Source organism: Citrobacter sp. RHBSTW-00986 (assembly GCF_013783065.1).
In the GTDB taxonomy this organism is placed as follows: domain Bacteria; phylum Pseudomonadota; class Gammaproteobacteria; order Enterobacterales; family Enterobacteriaceae; genus Citrobacter; species Citrobacter braakii.
On the sequence record NZ_CP056200.1, the window covers coordinates 3,581,108 to 3,596,700 of the forward strand.

Below are 15,593 nucleotides of genomic sequence, written 5' to 3' on the forward strand. Positions count from 1 at the left end.
AAATTGTGGTTAATCTGTTACTTTCTTCACAAGGTATCCCCTTTTAAAATAGGGCGATCGCATCTGAATATCGTAGACACCACAAAGGCAAGAGATGACAGAAATACAGCGCCTGCTTACCGAAACCATCGACGACTTAAATATTCGTGAAAAGCGCGACAACAAACCGCGCTTTAGCATCAGCTTTATTCGCAAACATCCCGGCCTGTTCATCGGCATGTATGTTGCGTGGTTTGCCACGCTGGCGGTGATGCTGCAGTCAGAAACGTTAGTCGATTCAGTATGGCTGCTGGTGGTTCTGTTCGTCATACTCAACGCGTTTTTCTTTTTCGACGTTGCGCCGCGATACCGCTTTGAAGATATCGACGTACTGGATTTCAGAGTTTGCTATAACGGGGAATGGTATAACACGCGCTTTGTCCCCCCTTCACTCATCGATACCATCCTGCACTCACCTTCCGTCGATAGCGAACATAAAGCGCAGCTGCAAAAGATGATATCGCGTAAGGGAGAACTCTCGTTCTACGATGTCTTTACGCTAACCCGTCCCCAGACCAGCCAGTAACCACATCTCAACGCAGATAAAAAAAGTGCGTCCCGGTGAAGGAAACGCACTTTAATCCCTGAAATGTTGGTAAAGAAACTAACGTCTTTTTTTACGCCCCTGAACAGCTTTAAAGCGCGGATTCGTTTTACAGATTACGTACAAACGCCCTTTGCGTTTCACTATCTGGCAGTCAGGATGACGCTGTTTTGCACTACGAAGTGAATTGAGTACCTGCATCTTAACCTCGCTTAGTGCCAATAAAATGACCAAAACGTTTCTGGAAACGTGCTGCACTGCCTTCGTTATCAAAGGTTTTTTGTTTCCCGGTATAGTACGGATGCGATTTGGAAGAGATATCCAGGGTCACGTACGGGTAAAGTTTCCCCTCAAACTCAATCTCACGTTCCGTTTTAATGGTCGAGCCGACCTTAAAAAATTCATTGGCGCTGGTATCGTGAAACACCACAGTACGGTAAAAAGGATGAATATCCGGCTTCATGGCAACCTCAATTTGTTACGTTATAACATAACCATAAAAATACACCACTCTTGTATAAATCACAACCCGGTTTACGCGATTAAGAGTTAAACGGGATGATAAGTGGCCGTAAATATATGATGCCAATCGAATAGCTTTTTCGGCTTTCGGATATACTTTCCCTACGCTGTGTTAATAAGGATATCACTGTGATAACACGACATCTGATAAGCCTGGTGACTGGGGTGCTGTTTCTTTCCATCCTCGCGCCCGTAGGTTTAAGCCTGTGGCTGGCGCATCGTCAGGTCGAAACGAAATTTATCGATGAACTCGATATGTTCTCAACCCGAGTCGCATTACGTACGGAACGCGTAGGTGAACAGGCCAAAAAAGCGTTGCGCCATATTGAAGCTTTTCAGGGTGAACCTTGTAGTGAAGAGCATCTGCTTGAAATGCGTCGTTTGTCATATAGCTATCGCTATATTCAGGAAGTGCTGTACCTCAAAGATAACGTTCCACAATGCTCATCCCTGGAAAAAAGAAGCCGGGCAGCCGCGTTTCCTCCAGCAATGAAAATCACGCCCGATGGCTACCACGCATGGTTGACCATGCAAAACGATTTGGGCATCAAGCGTTTTATGGCGGCATTAGGTAGCAAGCATTACGTCGTGATGATCGATCCCGGTTCTTTTATTGATGTCATCCCGTTTGGCTCATGGCCGATTGAAGTCGCTATCCTTGGTACCGCGCGTAACACGGTGGTAGCCAGTAGCACCGATCTGCCACCGGATGTTTTACAACATGTGCAACTAGAGCATTCGATTACCCATCTGCAGAAAGACGGCAGTATTTATAACGCCCGCCCCTTCCCCGAACTGGGCATTACGGTTGTAACCTGGGCATCCACTGTACCTTTGCAAAAAAGCTGGCACCGACAAGCGCTAATCTGGCTGCCGGCAGGGATCCTCCTCGGCTTACTCACCGCAGCCTTTATTCTACGTATTTTGCGCCGTTTACAGTCCCCTCATCACCAGTTGCAGAACGCTATCCAGCATCGGGATATCAAGGTCTACTACCAACCGATTATCTCGCTCAAAACGGGGAAAGTGGTCGGGGCAGAGGCGCTGGCTCGCTGGCCACAGGCCGACGGGAGCTATCTGTCACCTGAGATTTTCGTCGCACTGGCGCAAGAGACCGGGCTTTCAGAGCCGCTCACCCGTTTGATTATTGAAAGCGTATTTGACGATTTAGGAAAATGGCTGCGTCAATATCCCCACCAGCATATATCCATTAACCTTGAGTCAGCCGATCTGACCTCCGAAACACTTCCTGCTCTGTTAAGCCAGAAGGTGAACCACTGGCAACTTAAGCCTGCACAAATCGCGCTGGAACTGACCGAACGCGAATTTGCCGACCCAAAAAACAGCGCGCCGTTTATTGCTAAATACCGACAGGCGGGCCATTCGATCTATATTGATGATTTTGGTACCGGCTATTCAAGTCTTAGCTATTTGCAGGATCTGGATGTGGATATCCTGAAGATCGACAAATCGTTCGTCGATGCGCTGGAGTACAACAACGTCACGCCGCATATCATCGAGATCGCGAAAACGCTGAAGCTGGAGATGGTGGCAGAAGGTATTGAAACCGAGAATCAGGAAGCCTGGCTACGCCAGCACGGCGTGCAGTACGGTCAGGGCTGGCTCTACAGTAAAGCGCTGCCGAAAGCGGAATTTATTCTGTGGGCAGAAAAACGGCTTTAGCATGGTTGTTGATGTTGAGATGGCTGGCGGCACGCCGCACAGCCAGTCACATCACTCTTCCATAATGGGCGCAAATCCACCGTAGATCATTCGCTTGCCATCAAATGGCATAGATTCACCGAATTCCTTCATACGTGGATCGGACATCATCTTCTGATTCGCCGCATCGCGGACCTCTTTGGAAGGGTATTCAATCCAGCTGAATACCACTTCTTCATGATCCTGCGCTTTCACAGCCATGCGAAAATCGGTCAGTTTGCCGTCGGGGACGTCATCTGCCCAGCACTCCACCACGCGCAATGCACCGAACTCCTTGAAAAGCGGAGCTGCTTTTGCCGCCATCGCAATGTACGCCTCCTTGTTTTCAGCGGGTACGGCAACCACAAAGCCATCAACATACTTCATGAGAAAAACCTCCGAAGTGTACTGCGCGGCAAGCCGATTCCGGCCGCGTCAGTCGAGGTTAAGTTTAGTCGCCAGCAGGCGATCGTGCCCCAGGCGCATTCCTGATGCGAATACGCGCCTGTGGCTGATGGCAAAACCATGGCAGGCAAATTTGAATCAGCGGCCCAATAGCCAGTGCATACAGCACCGTTCCAAACCCAACGGTTCCCCCCAGCAGCCAACCAATAAGCAACACGGACACTTCGATTGCGGTTCGAATTCGTCGTACTGGCCAACCGGTACGCGCGTGAATTCCAGTCATCAGACCGTCACGCGGGCCCGCGCCAAAACCGGCACCAATGTACAGAGCGGTTGCTAACGCATTCAGTATCACCGCTGACACCAGCAGCCCGCTGCGCGCCAGCAGGGATTCAAATCCCGGAATCACCAGCAGCGCGATATCTGCCGCCAGCCCAATCATAATCACGTTGCTCAACGTGCCAAACCCTGGGCGCTGGCGTAGCGGTATCCACGCCAGAAGCACCAACACACCCACGGCAATAATCACCACGCCGATATTCATCGACAGTAAATTTGCCACCCCCAGGTGAAACACGTTCCACGGATCGGCCCCTAAATCGGCACGGACAAACATCGCCGTCGACACACCGTACAGCGTCAGCCCAATAAACAGCTGAAGTAAACGACGCAGCATGTTCTTCCCCTCTTACTCTCAGATAACTTTCATCTTCACCGCAATTGGCACTATGATTAATGTCCAGTTTTCAAAAAGTGGACTGCTATGTCATCTCGCCGTTACGGAAGCCAGTCTTTGCAACGCCTGCTCGGACACTGGCAGGAAAGTCCCTCGCGAACGCCCATCTGGCGACAGTTGGCAGAAGCGTTACGTTTGCTGATCCTCGATGGACGACTGGCGCTGGATAGCCGCTTGCCCGGTGAGCGCGAGCTCGCTGCCGTTCTGCAAGTCAGCCGAACCACCGTCGCCAGCGCCATGGCACAACTGCGTGAGGAGGGATATCTGGAAAGCCGACATGGTAGCGGTTCACGGGTGATCCTGCCGGAGCACATTCGCCATGTGCCAACGCGGACCAGCACTGGAACAGCGCTTGATTTGTCCACGGCAGCGCTGAGTGCCGGTCCTGAAATTCATCAGGCTTACCAGCAGGCACTGTTCGCAATGCCGCAGCATCTGCTGAGCTCCGGGTATCTACCGCAGGGACTGTCGGTTTTGCGTGAATCCATCGCCCGGCATTATTGCGAACGCGGACTCCCGACGCAGCCCGACGAAATAATGGTCGTGAACGGCGCGGTTAGCGGTCTGGCACTGATCCTGCGTTTACTCACCGGCCCCGGCGATCGCGTAGTGGTAGATCACCCCACTTATCCGCTGGCCATTGCAGCAATACAAGGGGCGTCATGTCGCCCCGTCGGCGTGTCGCTGCCCGAGCACGGTTGGGATACGGCGGGTCTGGTCGCCACCATCGCGCAAACTGCACCGAGAATAGCCTATCTGATGCCGGATTTTCACAACCCGACCGGGCGCTGTATGGACACCGCTACTCGCCAGGTCGTGGCGGATATTGCTGAAAGAACCCGCACGACGTTGGTGGTCGATGAGACCATGGTGAACCTGTGGTATGACGCCCCACCGCCACCGCCGCTTGCCGCATTCAATCGCGATGCCCCAATCATCCTGCTCGGTTCAGCAGGGAAAAGCTTTTGGGGCGGATTACGTCTGGGCTGGATTCGGGCGTCGGCGCGTACCATTGCCGCGCTGGTCCAAACCCGCGACACCTTCGATTTGGGCTCCCCGGTGCTTGAACAACTCGCCACCAGTTGGCTGCTGGATAACGCCGAGGACTTTCTTCCTGACAGAAGACGCCGACTCACATCACAGCGAGACCTGTGCTCGCGCCTGATGAACTCACATTTTCCGGAATGGCAGTTTACCCAGCCACAAGGAGGACTCTCTTTCTGGGTTGAACTGCCTGATACGCTGGCGACGCTCTTTGCCACGCGCGCCGAAAGTGCAGGCATTCAGTTGGGAACCGGTACACGGTTCGGCCTTGATGGCGCATTCGACCGATTTTTGCGTATGCCCTTCACGTTGCCGGATGACACAGCGTGTGCCGCCTTCAGAGTGTTGCAACCCATTTGGGATAGCCTGCGCTTGCAGGCCAGCAGTGGGAAAATGCGTAAAATAATCTAAACGACGAGTTAAAGGACTCGCTCTTGAATGCCGTGATGGACGAGGAGGTCCTGGCAATACTACCGCTGAGGAGGAACCGGAAAACCCTTCAGGGAAATCACGAAATTCTCACCGTCTTTCTTAATTTTTGCCCCGGCATCACACCAGTCGGAGGCAATACGGAAGAACTCATCGCTGCCGACATTCCAGCTCAGACGAACATGTTTCACATAACCGGAGCGCAGCATTTCACAGGCTTCGCCATAATTACAGGCGGTTGAGAGCGATTGTTGTTTCATTTTTTCTTCTTCAGTAATCTTCGCAATGCTTTGATTTCTTTAGGAGTCAGTGCGTCAACTACGGATTCTTCCGTATGCTGGCTATCGATATCCTCAGCGGAGACTCCCACCTCTTCAATGGCGGAAAACGCGATTAGTAGCAGTTTTTCCGTGGCGATACTCAAATTTTCATTATGCACTTCAGCATAATGGCGAAGCTTTTCTTTTAGCGCCTCATCAACTTTGACATTCAATACAGCGGTCGACATCGTAGAAAATCCTTGTGGTCAGCCACAACACACCGGATGTAAGACCATGTCATTACAGCGCAATGGCGGCGGCAAAAGCTCAAATAACATCCCCAAAATACAGTGACAGTATTTGATGACAATAAAATGACGATACGATGACAAAGAAAAGAAGATAAACAGAAGAGAAATTGCCGGACGGCAGAATTGGGTGGGGGCCCTGCCAGCTACATCCCGGCACACACGTCATCTGCCTTGGCTGCTTCCTTCCGGACCTGACCTGGTAAACAGAGTAGTGTTGCGGGAGAACCAACAGAGCCCCCATTGAGAGCGTTGTTAACCAACGCGCAGGCGCATTATCACTGCTGCACCCTGTAATTGCAACCCATCCAGCATCGGATGCTGTTTTCTTGTGCAATGCGGCTTCACTCCTTCGCCATTCGGCATTATGCTGGAGGATTAGCGCAGGAATAAATGATGGATATACAAGACACTTTCCCCCAACGCGTCTGGCAAATCGTCGCTTCAATCCCCGAAGGTTTCGTCACCACGTATGGCGATGTTGCCCGGCTTGCGGGATCGCCGCGCGCTGCGCGTCAGGTAGGCGGCGTGCTTAAGCGTCTCCCCGAAGGCAGCGCCCTGCCCTGGCATCGGGTGGTCAATCGCCATGGGGCCATTTCGCTGACAGGTCCCGACCTGCAACGACAACGTCAGGCGTTGCTGGCAGAAGGAATAGTGGTTTCAGGAAGCGGACAGATCGATTTACAGCGCTATCGCTGGGTGTACTAACCCTCTCCAGGCGGAGAGGGTTACAACGACCTTAGTACTGCGTGGGAGCCGGAACCGCAGATGACGGATTCACCTGGGTTGGTGACGTTGACGGAACCGTGGTAGTAGCCCCACCGCTCGCCTGAACCGGTACTGCTGTTTGCTGTACAGGGACCAGCGTCAGGTCAGCTTTAGTCCCACCCTGATTGATGACCGTCTGAACGGTATCAGTAATAAAGACCAGTTTATCATTTACCGTAATAGCCGCACTCAGCAGAATACGGGCGTTAGGTTGAATATCTGCCGGGTTAAACGGTAATACAAAGCTGAATGGCGCTTGTTTACCTTCAGTACGAACCGCTTTTTGCGACAGCACTTTTGACGGCGCATCGGCCAGTGAAGCATCTGACAGCGTAACGGTTAGTACCGCATCGGGTGGCAAGGCCACTTTCTGACGGATCCATACTGTACCGGAGACATTTGGCTGCTGAATTTTAGACTGTGTGTCAGAAATTGACGTATTAGGGCTTGGCGCAGGTGTCTGAATATCAGCGCTTTTATCGGCACAGGCCGCCAGAGCGACTGCAACCGCTAAACCACTTACCATGTGCACGAGTTTCATTAAATTCTCCTTATCATCTATGCACCAGCGAGAACTTTCCTCGCCAGAAGAGTGGTTAACAAAAACATAACGTGACTAAGTGTGGCACAAGACAGCTATTTTTGCCTGTAATAGGCCAGTAATTCAGACAATTGCACCCATCGGACCACTTTTAAAATTGCGTTATACTCTGCCTACCTCGCTGCGACATCGATATCACCTGGAGAGCACGTATGAGTCTGGCACTGAAAAATTTGCTGACATTGTTAAATCTGGAAAAAATTGAAGAAGGACTCTTTCGGGGCCAAAGTGAAGACTTAGGGTTACGTCAGGTTTTTGGGGGACAGGTTGTCGGTCAGGCGCTATATGCCGCAAAAGAAACCGTACCGGAAGAGCGTCTGGTACACTCTTTTCACAGCTACTTTTTACGCCCCGGCGATAGCCAAAAGCCCATCATCTATGATGTGGAAGTCCTGCGTGATGGTAACAGCTTCAGCGCGCGCCGCGTTGCCGCGATCCAGAATGGTAAACCCATTTTTTACATGACTGCCTCTTTTCAGGCACCGGAAGACGGATTTGAACATCAGAAAACCATGCCAGATGCGCCGGGTCCCGATGAGCTGAAATCAGAAACGGAAATTGCCCGCTCAGTGGCGCATTTGCTGCCGCCGCTGTTGAAAGAAAAATTTATCAACGATCGTCCGTTGGAAGTACGCCCTGTCGAGTTTCATAACCCCCTAAAAGGTCACGTCGCACCTCCGACGCGCCAGGTGTGGATTCGCGCTAACGGCGTGCTGCAGGACGATCTGCGCGTCCATCAGTATCTGCTGGGTTATGCCTCAGACCTGAACTTCCTGCCTGTTGCGCTGCAACCGTACGGGATTGGCTTCCTGGAAAAAGGGATTCAGATCGCCACCATTGACCATTCCATGTGGTTCCACCGTCCGTTTAATATCAATGAATGGCTGCTGTATAACGTCGAGAGTACTTCGGCATCCGGTGCCCGGGGCTTTGTACGCGGAGAGTTTTATACCCAGGATGGCGTGCTGGTCGCTTCTACCGTACAGGAAGGGGTAATGCGTAATCGCAATTGAGAATTACCGGATGGTGGCGCAAAAGCGTTGCCATCCGGCAAATTGAGAATCAGGCGTTGTAAGCGTTCTCGCCGTGACTGTTTACATCCAGACCTTCGCGCTCCTGCTCTTCCGGTACGCGCAAACCAACCGTCATATCCGCCAGCTTATAGCCAATGAAAGCCACCACGCCAGACCAGACGATGGTGATCGCCACGCTTTCCAGTTGCACCAGCAGCTGATGCCCCATGGTCACGCCCTCGGCAAAGCCCACGCCTCCCAAAGAGCTGGCAGCGAAAACTCCGGTCAGGATACAGCCGACAATGCCGCACACGCCGTGAACGCCAAACACGTCACACGGATCGTCCACACGCAGAAAACGCTTCAGCATGGTCACGCCCCACAGGCCTGCCAGACCCGCAACGACACCGATTATCAGCGCGCCGCCGACACCGATGTAGCCACATGCAGGTGTTACGCCCACCAGACCCGCAATGGCACCAGAGCAGGCGCCCAGCAGAGACGGTTTACCACGTAGCGCCCATTCACCGAAGATCCATCCGAGGATGGCTGCAGCGGTGGCGACCACGGTATTAACGAAGGCCAGTGCGGCGATTTCATTTGCCGTACCCGCTGAACCAGCGTTAAAGCCAAACCAACCAATGTAGAGAATAGCGGTACCGGTGAAAACCATCGGCAGGTTATGCGGTTTAAAAGCTTCTTTGCCAAAACCGACACGTTTGCCAATCAGATACGCGCCTACCAGACCGGCAATCGCCGCGTTGATGTGCACAACCGTTCCGCCGGCAAAATCCAGCGCGCCGTGGGAAGCCAGCAAGCCGCCGCCCCAGACCATATGCGCAATGGGGATGTACGACAGCGTTAACCATACCACCACAAAAATCAGCACCGCGGAGAAGCGAATACGTTCAGCCAGCGCACCGACGATTAGCCCAACGGTGATGCAGGCGAACGAGCCCTGAAAAGCAACGTGAATGTACTGGTAGAAGCTCCCCGTTACCGCCGTCAGCGCAATATTCTTCAGCAATACCCAGTTGAAGTTGCCGAAGAAATTATTTCCTTCGCCAAAGGCCAGTGAGTAGCCATAAACCACCCATAAAATACAAACCAGAGCAAATGTCACCGTAACCTGAGTCAGCATCGACAGCACGTTCTTACCGCGAATCAAACCGCCGTAGAACAGCGCAATGCCAGGGATGGTCATAAACAACACCAGCGCGGTACAGATCATCATAAAAGCGTTATCCGCTTTATCCGCAACCGCCGGTGCCGCCATCGCCAGTCCCGGCAGCAGCGCCAGTGAAGCAATACCTGTTTTCATCGTTGCTATCTTCATTTTTTGGTTTCCTATCACTGTGTGCCAGACGTTACAGTGCGGCTTCGTCGGCTTCGCCGGTACGAATACGAATCACACGTTGCAGCTCGGCGACGAAGATTTTGCCGTCGCCAATTTTTCCGGTGTATGCCGCCTTACTGATGACATCAATCACGCCATCCAGTTGGTCGTCGGCAATCGCCACATCAATCTTCACCTTGGGCAGAAAATTGACGCTATATTCAGCCCCACGGTACAGCTCAGCATGACCTTTCTGTCGGCCAAACCCCTTCACTTCGGTGACGGTCAGCCCCTGAATACCAATAGACGACAATGCTTCACGGACGTCTTCCAGTTTGAACGGTTTGATTACCACGGTAACCAGCTTCATAGATCCCCTCCAGTCAGAATTCAGTAGTGGCTGCAGATACACGAGAGGAATATTGCAAGGGATGTGCCAGGAATGAAAAAGGCGGGATGATTCAGGTTCTCAGGGTACTTCCGGGAGAGGAAAAGAAAAAACGCACTATAACGGTGCATAGTGCGTTACATTTTTGCACCAGATTGTTGATTGCCGGATGGCAGCGTAAACGCCTTAACCGGCCTACGAGACCGTGCTGGCCCCAGACCGGATAAGCGCCGCGCCATCAGGCGATAACGGAATCGTCTTGCGTGCTGGCGGCTAACTCTTCACCCGCCAGTTGCAGCTGATACATCTGCCAGTAACGGCCTTGCGCCGCCAGTAATTGCTGGTGCGTACCACGCTCAACCGCCTGACCGCGATGCAGCACCAGAATGGTGTCCGCATCGACAATCGTCGATAACCGATGCGCAATCACCACCAGCGTGGTGTGTTCACGTACCGCCGCCAGAGCTTGCTGAATGGCCTGTTCAGTACCGGAGTCAATACTGGCCGTGGCTTCGTCGAGGATCAACACCTGTGGCGTTTCAACCAACACCCGCGCCAACGCCAGCAGCTGTTTTTGACCAACGGAGAGATTATTGCCCTGCTCGCCCAGCCGGGTATGAATCCCCTCGCTCAGACCTCGCGCCAGTTCTGCCAGTTGCACGGTCTCCAGCGCCTGCCATACCCGCTCTTCTGAGATATCGCGGCCCAGCGTGACGTTCGCCAGGAAGGTATCTGCCATCACCACCGGATCCTGCTGCACCATGGCGATGCCCTGACGTAACGCACCGTGGCTCAGTGAAGACAGCGGCCGTCCATCAAGGCGGATTTCCCCCTGCGTCAGCGGGTAGTAACCCATCAACAGGCTGGCGAGCGTGCTTTTACCACTGCCGGTGTGTCCGACCAAAGCCACAAAGCTGCGCGAAGGCACGGACAGACTGATATTTTGCAGCACCAGATTGTCGTCGCGATAGGCAAATGAAACGTTATCCACCTCAATGTCCCCGCTCTTTAGCGGTCGCTCATCTTCACCATAGCGCTGACGTGGCCCATCCATCAGTTCGAACACTCGCTCACCGGCGACAACCGCCTGCTGCAGCATTGATTGCTGAGTGGTCAACTCGATCAGCGGTTCGTTCAAACGGCCGAGGTAGCTGATAAACGCGTACAGCACCCCAACCTCGATCGAGCTGCCAGAGGTAAAACTGAACAGCATCAGCAATCCGCAGAGGATCAGCGCCGAGAAAAGGCTAAGCAGCGGGCGCAACAAAAAACCATCCAGTCGCAGGGTCTGCATACGCGCCATATAGTGCGAGCGGCTTGCTTCGCCCATTCTCTCGCCAAATCGCGCCTGCTGGCGGAACTGCTGGATAACACTCATGCCGTTGATGACTTCGTTAAAGCCATCGTTAATATCCGCCAGATAAGCGCGAACCCGGCGCACAATCGGGGTGCTGTAGCGTTGATAAATCACCATCACCACCAGCACGGCCGGGAAAATGGCCATCGCCACTAACGCCATACGCCACTCAAGGCTGAACATCGCTACCAGCATGGCGCCAATTAATGCCGCGCTGCGCAGGACCGTTGCTACCACCGTCACGTACAGGTCGCGAATAACTTCAGTGTCGTTGGTCACGCGGGAGATTAGCTGTCCGACGGGTTGAGTATCAAAGGCGCTGAGCGGCTGGCGCAGCGCAGCGTCCATTACGTCGGTGCGCAACTGCTGTACTACGCCAACTGCCGCCTGGTTAAACAGCAATGACTGCGCGTAATGCAGGCCAGCCGCCAGCAGTTGCAGACCGATATATGCCGCAACCAGCCCGGCGACCATCGCCAGCGGCAAATTACTCTTCGCCACCATGTTATCGATAAAATAGCTAATCAGCAGCGGACCGCTGACTTCCGCCGCAGCCGCCACCCACAGCATGACTACCGCAATAGCCAGCTGTTTTCGCCATGGAGAGCCATACGCCAGCAATCTTTTCAGGGTCGGCCATAATTGCCCAAAACTACGCATTAGCCGCCTCCTCGTTTATCTCTGGTGTATCAGTCAGCGCCGCTTCCAGTTGCTGATAGCGGTACATATCACGATACCAGCCAGGCTGCTGCACTAACGCATCATGCTCACCGCGCTGGGCAATATGCCCATGCTGCATCACGATAATCTCGCTGGCTTCCGTCAGGGCCGATAAACGGTGGGCGCTAATAATGACGGTTCTGCCTTCGCCCCACTGGCGCAGGTTATGCAGGATCTGATGCTCGGTACGACCATCTACCGCCGACAGCGCATCATCCAGAATCAGGATTTCAGCGTTCAGGAGTAGCGCTCGAGCGATAGAAATACGCTGTTTTTGCCCACCAGACAACATCACCCCACGTTCGCCCACTTCGGTGTCGTAGCCCTGCGGAAGACGTAAAATATCCTCATGAACGCTGGCAAGGCGTGCCACATACTCGATCTCTTCCTGCGTGGCCTGAGGGCGTCCTAACGCGATGTTATTGCCAACGGTATCCGAAAACAGGAATGGCGTCTGGCTGACAACTGCCAGCCGGCTGCGCCAGCTATCCAGTTGTAATCGCGTTAAGGGGATATCATGAAAGCGCACATCGCCGTGGGTGATATCAAAATGACGCTGAATCAGCGACAGCACCGTACTTTTCCCCGCGCCGGTAGGCCCACAAATGCCCAACATCTGCCCAGGTTTAAGCTGGAAGTTCACATTTTCCAGCGCCGGATGTGCCGTTTGCGGGTAGCAAAATTCACGAATCGCCACCGCCAGCTCCCCACGCCCTTCCGGTACCGGTTCAGTGCCGTCATCCACCACCGGCGCTTCAGACAGCATGGCGCGAATACGGCTATACGCCGCGCTGCCACGTTCGACGATGTTAAACATCCATGCCAGCGCCAGCATCGGCCAAATCATCAAACCGAGATACATCATAAAGCTGGTGAGCTGGCCGAGCGTCAGCGAGCCGTGCACCACCATCCAGCTTCCCCCAGCAATCGCCAGTAGGTTAGCCATGCCAATGGCGATATAAATCGTGGGATCAAAGCGGGCGTCAATGCGCGCCACGCGCAGGTTTTTCTTACCGGTATCTTCGGCATCGGCGGCAAATAATGCCGATTGCCGATCCTCCAGACCGAAGGCCTTGATCATGCGAATACTGGTCAGGCTTTCCTGAGTACGGTCGTTGAGACTGGAAAACGCCGCCTGCGCCAGCTTAAAGCGGTTATGCAGTCGATCGCCGTAACGTTTGATCATCAACGCCATCACCGGCATCGGCAGCAGCGCAATTAACGTCAACTGCCAGCTTATCTGCGTTGACATCACGATCAGCACCGCACATCCCATTACCAGCGAATCTACCAGCGTCAGCACGCCTTCTCCGGCGGCAAATACGACGCGATCGACATCGTTGGTCGCACGCGCCATCAGATCGCCCGTGCGGTGACGCAGATAAAATTCTGGATGCTGGCGACTCAACTGACGGTAATAATCTTCCCGCAGCTCAACCGCTAGTTGGTAGGATGCGCCAAACAGCAGCACGCGCCAGACATAGCGCAGCAAATAAACCACCACTGCAATCAGGGCAATTGTTCCCACCCACATCAGCAGTCGCTCGGTGGTGAAGCGTTGAGTCGTCACGCCATCCACAATGATCCCGACCACTTTCGGCGGAATAAGCTGAAGGATAGCGATGATGATAAGCAGGGCCACCGCCCCGAGGTAGCGACGCCACTCCCGGCGGAAGTACCAGCTTAATTGAGCAAATAATCGCACGCGTTATGTCCTGACAAGATTTCCGGCAATAAGCGCCGGGAGAGTTATTCAATAGGGAGCGCAGTTGTGTATTTAATCTGTTCCATCGCAAAGCTGGAGGTGACGTCAGACAGGCCCGGTACGCTGTTCACCAGGCGCTTATAAAATTCATCGTAGCTTTTCATATCGGCGACCTGCACTCGCATCAGGTAATCATATTCCCCTGCCATACGCCAGAACCCCAGAACCTCCGGCATACCGGTGACTTCGGTGACAAAGCGGCAATACCATTCACTGCTGTGATGCTGAGTCTTAATCAGCACAAACGCGGTCAGCCCCAGCCCCAGTTTTTCTGGATCTAACAGGGCGACTCTACCCAGCAGGATACCGTCATCCTCAAGCCGTTTGAGGCGTTTCCAGCAGGGGGTGGTAGTCAGATTAACGGCATCTGCTAACGCCTGCAAAGAAAGGGTGCAGTCCTGTTGCAGTAAGCTAAGCAGCTTACGGTCAATTTTGTCTAACATATCCACTCCACAGAGAAGAATTTTCTCCTTACATTCTATTTTAAAGGCTAAATGGCAACAATTTTTTCCGTGCTTTTCGCTATTCTTGGCACAAAATGACAAATGGATATCTATTAATTATGAATAGCTCCTGGGTTAAAAACGCCATCAATGAAATCAACGCGGATTATCAGCGTTCTGCGGATACGCATCTCATTCGTCTGTCGCTACCGGCGTTCCCGGGCATTCAGATCTATTTAAAAGATGAGAGCACGCATCCCACCGGGAGCCTGAAGCATCGTCTGGCGCGTTCACTGTTTCTGTACGGATTGTGCAATGGCTGGATTAAAGAAGGTACCACCATCATTGAATCATCGTCCGGTTCAACGGCGGTCTCTGAGGCTTATTTCGCCCGACTGTTAGGGCTGCCGTTTATTGCCGTCATGCCTTCCTGTACGGCGAAGCGTAAAATTGAACAGATAGAGTTTTACGGTGGTCGCTGTCATTTCGTGGAAAGCGCCTGTGAAATCTATGCGGCCTCTGAACAACTGGCGCGTGAGCTGAACGGTCATTACATGGACCAGTTCACTTATGCTGAGCGCGCTACCGACTGGCGTGGCAATAACAATATTGCTGACAGCATCTTCCGTCAGATGCAGTGCGAGCCCAACCCCGTCCCCCGCCATATTGTGATGAGCGCCGGAACCGGCGGCACCTCTGCAACCATTGGCCGCTATATTCGCTGTCAGGGCTACGACACCCGCCTGATGGTGGTGGATCCGGAAAACTCAGTCTTTCTGCCCTTCTGGCAGGATCGCGATGCAACGTTACGCAGCCCGGTAGGAAGCAAAATCGAAGGCATCGGCCGCCCACGTGTCGAACCCTCCTTCATTCCTGACGTAGTCGATGAAATGCTGCGCGTACCGGATGCCGCAAGCGTGGCCACCGCACACTGGCTGGAAACGCAGTTGGGCCGCAAAGTCGGCGCTTCAACCGGCACCAACATGTGGGGAACGCTGCAACTTGCCGCCCGTATGCGCGATGCCGGAGAAAGCGGTTCACTGGTCACGCTGCTGTGCGACAGCGGCGAACGCTATCTTGAAACCTACTACAACCCGCAGTGGATCGACACGCACATCGGTGATTTAACGCCGTGGAAAGCGGAACTCACCCGGCTTCTGAACACCCATTAATGGGATAAAAAAAGCCAGACGCGAAGTCTGGCTTGCTGGAAG

General features: G+C 53.4%; 17 protein-coding genes, 1 other RNA gene and 1 pseudogene. 6 read left to right on the forward strand and 13 right to left on the reverse strand.

Annotated elements, in window-relative coordinates:
- Positions 1-94: 94 nt before the first annotated feature.
- A complete protein-coding gene (locus tag HV345_RS17455; protein ID WP_016152071.1) occupies positions 95-565 on the forward strand; it encodes a YlaC family protein in 471 nt (156 codons plus the stop codon).
- A 78-nt stretch (positions 566-643) separates the two neighbouring features.
- Here HV345_RS17455 and ykgO read toward each other — a convergent pair whose 3' ends face one another.
- Together ykgO and HV345_RS17465 are read right to left on the reverse strand one after the other, a co-directional pair.
- Positions 644-784, reverse strand: coding sequence for a type B 50S ribosomal protein L36 (gene ykgO / locus HV345_RS17460; RefSeq protein WP_005125190.1), 141 nt, complete (start codon positions 782-784; stop codon positions 644-646).
- A 1-nt stretch (position 785) separates the two neighbouring features.
- On the reverse strand, positions 786-1,046 hold the full coding sequence (locus HV345_RS17465) for a type B 50S ribosomal protein L31 (RefSeq protein WP_181626390.1): 261 nt from the start codon (positions 1,044-1,046) through the stop codon (positions 786-788).
- Between the two features lie 188 nt (positions 1,047-1,234).
- Here HV345_RS17465 and HV345_RS17470 point away from each other — a divergent pair, with 188 nt between their 5' ends.
- A complete protein-coding gene (locus HV345_RS17470) occupies positions 1,235-2,788 on the forward strand; it encodes an EAL domain-containing protein (RefSeq protein WP_094760921.1) in 1,554 nt (517 codons plus the stop codon).
- A gap of 51 nt (positions 2,789-2,839) precedes the next feature.
- On the opposite strand, the gene HV345_RS17475 is transcribed toward HV345_RS17470, so the two are convergent.
- Both HV345_RS17475 and HV345_RS17480 read right to left on the reverse strand, forming a co-directional pair.
- The gene (locus tag HV345_RS17475; protein ID WP_003831033.1) at positions 2,840-3,193 is read right to left on the reverse strand and encodes a DUF1428 domain-containing protein; all 354 of its coding nucleotides are present in this window, start codon (positions 3,191-3,193) and stop codon (positions 2,840-2,842) included.
- A 64-nt stretch (positions 3,194-3,257) separates the two neighbouring features.
- Complete coding sequence (locus HV345_RS17480) at positions 3,258-3,887, reverse strand: YitT family protein (protein WP_103283554.1); 630 nt, start codon at positions 3,885-3,887, stop codon at positions 3,258-3,260.
- An 87-nt stretch (positions 3,888-3,974) separates the two neighbouring features.
- Here HV345_RS17480 and HV345_RS17485 point away from each other — a divergent pair, with 87 nt between their 5' ends.
- Positions 3,975-5,402, forward strand: a complete 1,428-nt coding sequence (locus HV345_RS17485; RefSeq protein ID WP_181546139.1) for a PLP-dependent aminotransferase family protein — start codon at positions 3,975-3,977, stop codon at positions 5,400-5,402.
- A 59-nt stretch (positions 5,403-5,461) separates the two neighbouring features.
- Here the strand turns inward: HV345_RS17485 and HV345_RS17490 are convergent, their stop codons facing one another.
- From HV345_RS17490 to ffs, 3 genes are all read right to left on the reverse strand, one after another.
- A complete protein-coding gene (locus tag HV345_RS17490) occupies positions 5,462-5,680 on the reverse strand; it encodes a hypothetical protein (RefSeq protein ID WP_016152066.1) in 219 nt (72 codons plus the stop codon).
- On the reverse strand, positions 5,677-5,928 hold the full coding sequence (locus HV345_RS17495) for a hypothetical protein (protein WP_016152065.1): 252 nt from the start codon (positions 5,926-5,928) through the stop codon (positions 5,677-5,679). Before HV345_RS17495 ends, HV345_RS17490 begins: the two co-directional genes overlap by 4 nt.
- Before the next feature lie 197 nt (positions 5,929-6,125).
- Positions 6,126-6,222: signal recognition particle sRNA small type (ffs, locus tag HV345_RS17500), an RNA gene on the reverse strand.
- 84 nt (positions 6,223-6,306) lie between these two features.
- Between ffs and HV345_RS17505 the strand changes: the two are divergent.
- Positions 6,307-6,696: pseudogene (locus HV345_RS17505) on the forward strand (MGMT family protein).
- A 31-nt stretch (positions 6,697-6,727) separates the two neighbouring features.
- On the opposite strand, the gene HV345_RS17510 reads toward HV345_RS17505, so the two are convergent.
- The gene (locus HV345_RS17510; RefSeq protein WP_016152063.1) at positions 6,728-7,297 is read right to left on the reverse strand and encodes a YbaY family lipoprotein; all 570 of its coding nucleotides are present in this window, start codon (positions 7,295-7,297) and stop codon (positions 6,728-6,730) included.
- A 212-nt stretch (positions 7,298-7,509) separates the two neighbouring features.
- Here HV345_RS17510 and tesB point away from each other — a divergent pair, with 212 nt between their 5' ends.
- The gene (gene tesB / locus HV345_RS17515) at positions 7,510-8,370 is read left to right on the forward strand and encodes an acyl-CoA thioesterase II (RefSeq protein WP_016152062.1); all 861 of its coding nucleotides are present in this window, start codon (positions 7,510-7,512) and stop codon (positions 8,368-8,370) included.
- Positions 8,371-8,419: 49 nt separating this feature from the next.
- Here tesB and amtB read toward each other — a convergent pair whose 3' ends face one another.
- The 5 genes from amtB to decR all read right to left on the reverse strand — a co-directional run bounded on the left by amtB (position 8,420) and on the right by decR (position 14,379).
- Positions 8,420-9,706 (reverse strand): ammonium transporter AmtB, encoded by a 1,287-nt coding sequence (gene amtB / locus HV345_RS17520; RefSeq protein ID WP_008783954.1) that lies wholly within the window; start codon positions 9,704-9,706, stop codon positions 8,420-8,422.
- 31 nt (positions 9,707-9,737) lie between these two features.
- On the reverse strand, positions 9,738-10,076 hold the full coding sequence (gene glnK / locus HV345_RS17525) for a P-II family nitrogen regulator (RefSeq protein ID WP_003021657.1): 339 nt from the start codon (positions 10,074-10,076) through the stop codon (positions 9,738-9,740).
- 256 nt (positions 10,077-10,332) lie between these two features.
- The gene (locus HV345_RS17530) at positions 10,333-12,111 is read right to left on the reverse strand and encodes a SmdB family multidrug efflux ABC transporter permease/ATP-binding protein (RefSeq protein WP_181635870.1); all 1,779 of its coding nucleotides are present in this window, start codon (positions 12,109-12,111) and stop codon (positions 10,333-10,335) included.
- On the reverse strand, positions 12,104-13,876 hold the full coding sequence (locus HV345_RS17535) for a SmdA family multidrug ABC transporter permease/ATP-binding protein (protein WP_137380975.1): 1,773 nt from the start codon (positions 13,874-13,876) through the stop codon (positions 12,104-12,106). Before HV345_RS17535 ends, HV345_RS17530 begins: the two co-directional genes overlap by 8 nt.
- Before the next feature lie 44 nt (positions 13,877-13,920).
- A complete protein-coding gene (gene decR, locus HV345_RS17540; protein WP_016152059.1) occupies positions 13,921-14,379 on the reverse strand; it encodes a DNA-binding transcriptional regulator DecR in 459 nt (152 codons plus the stop codon).
- Between the two features lie 116 nt (positions 14,380-14,495).
- Between decR and HV345_RS17545 the strand changes: the two genes are divergently transcribed.
- Complete coding sequence (locus HV345_RS17545) at positions 14,496-15,551, forward strand: PLP-dependent cysteine synthase family protein (protein WP_094168793.1); 1,056 nt, start codon at positions 14,496-14,498, stop codon at positions 15,549-15,551.
- Positions 15,552-15,593 lie beyond the last annotated feature (42 nt).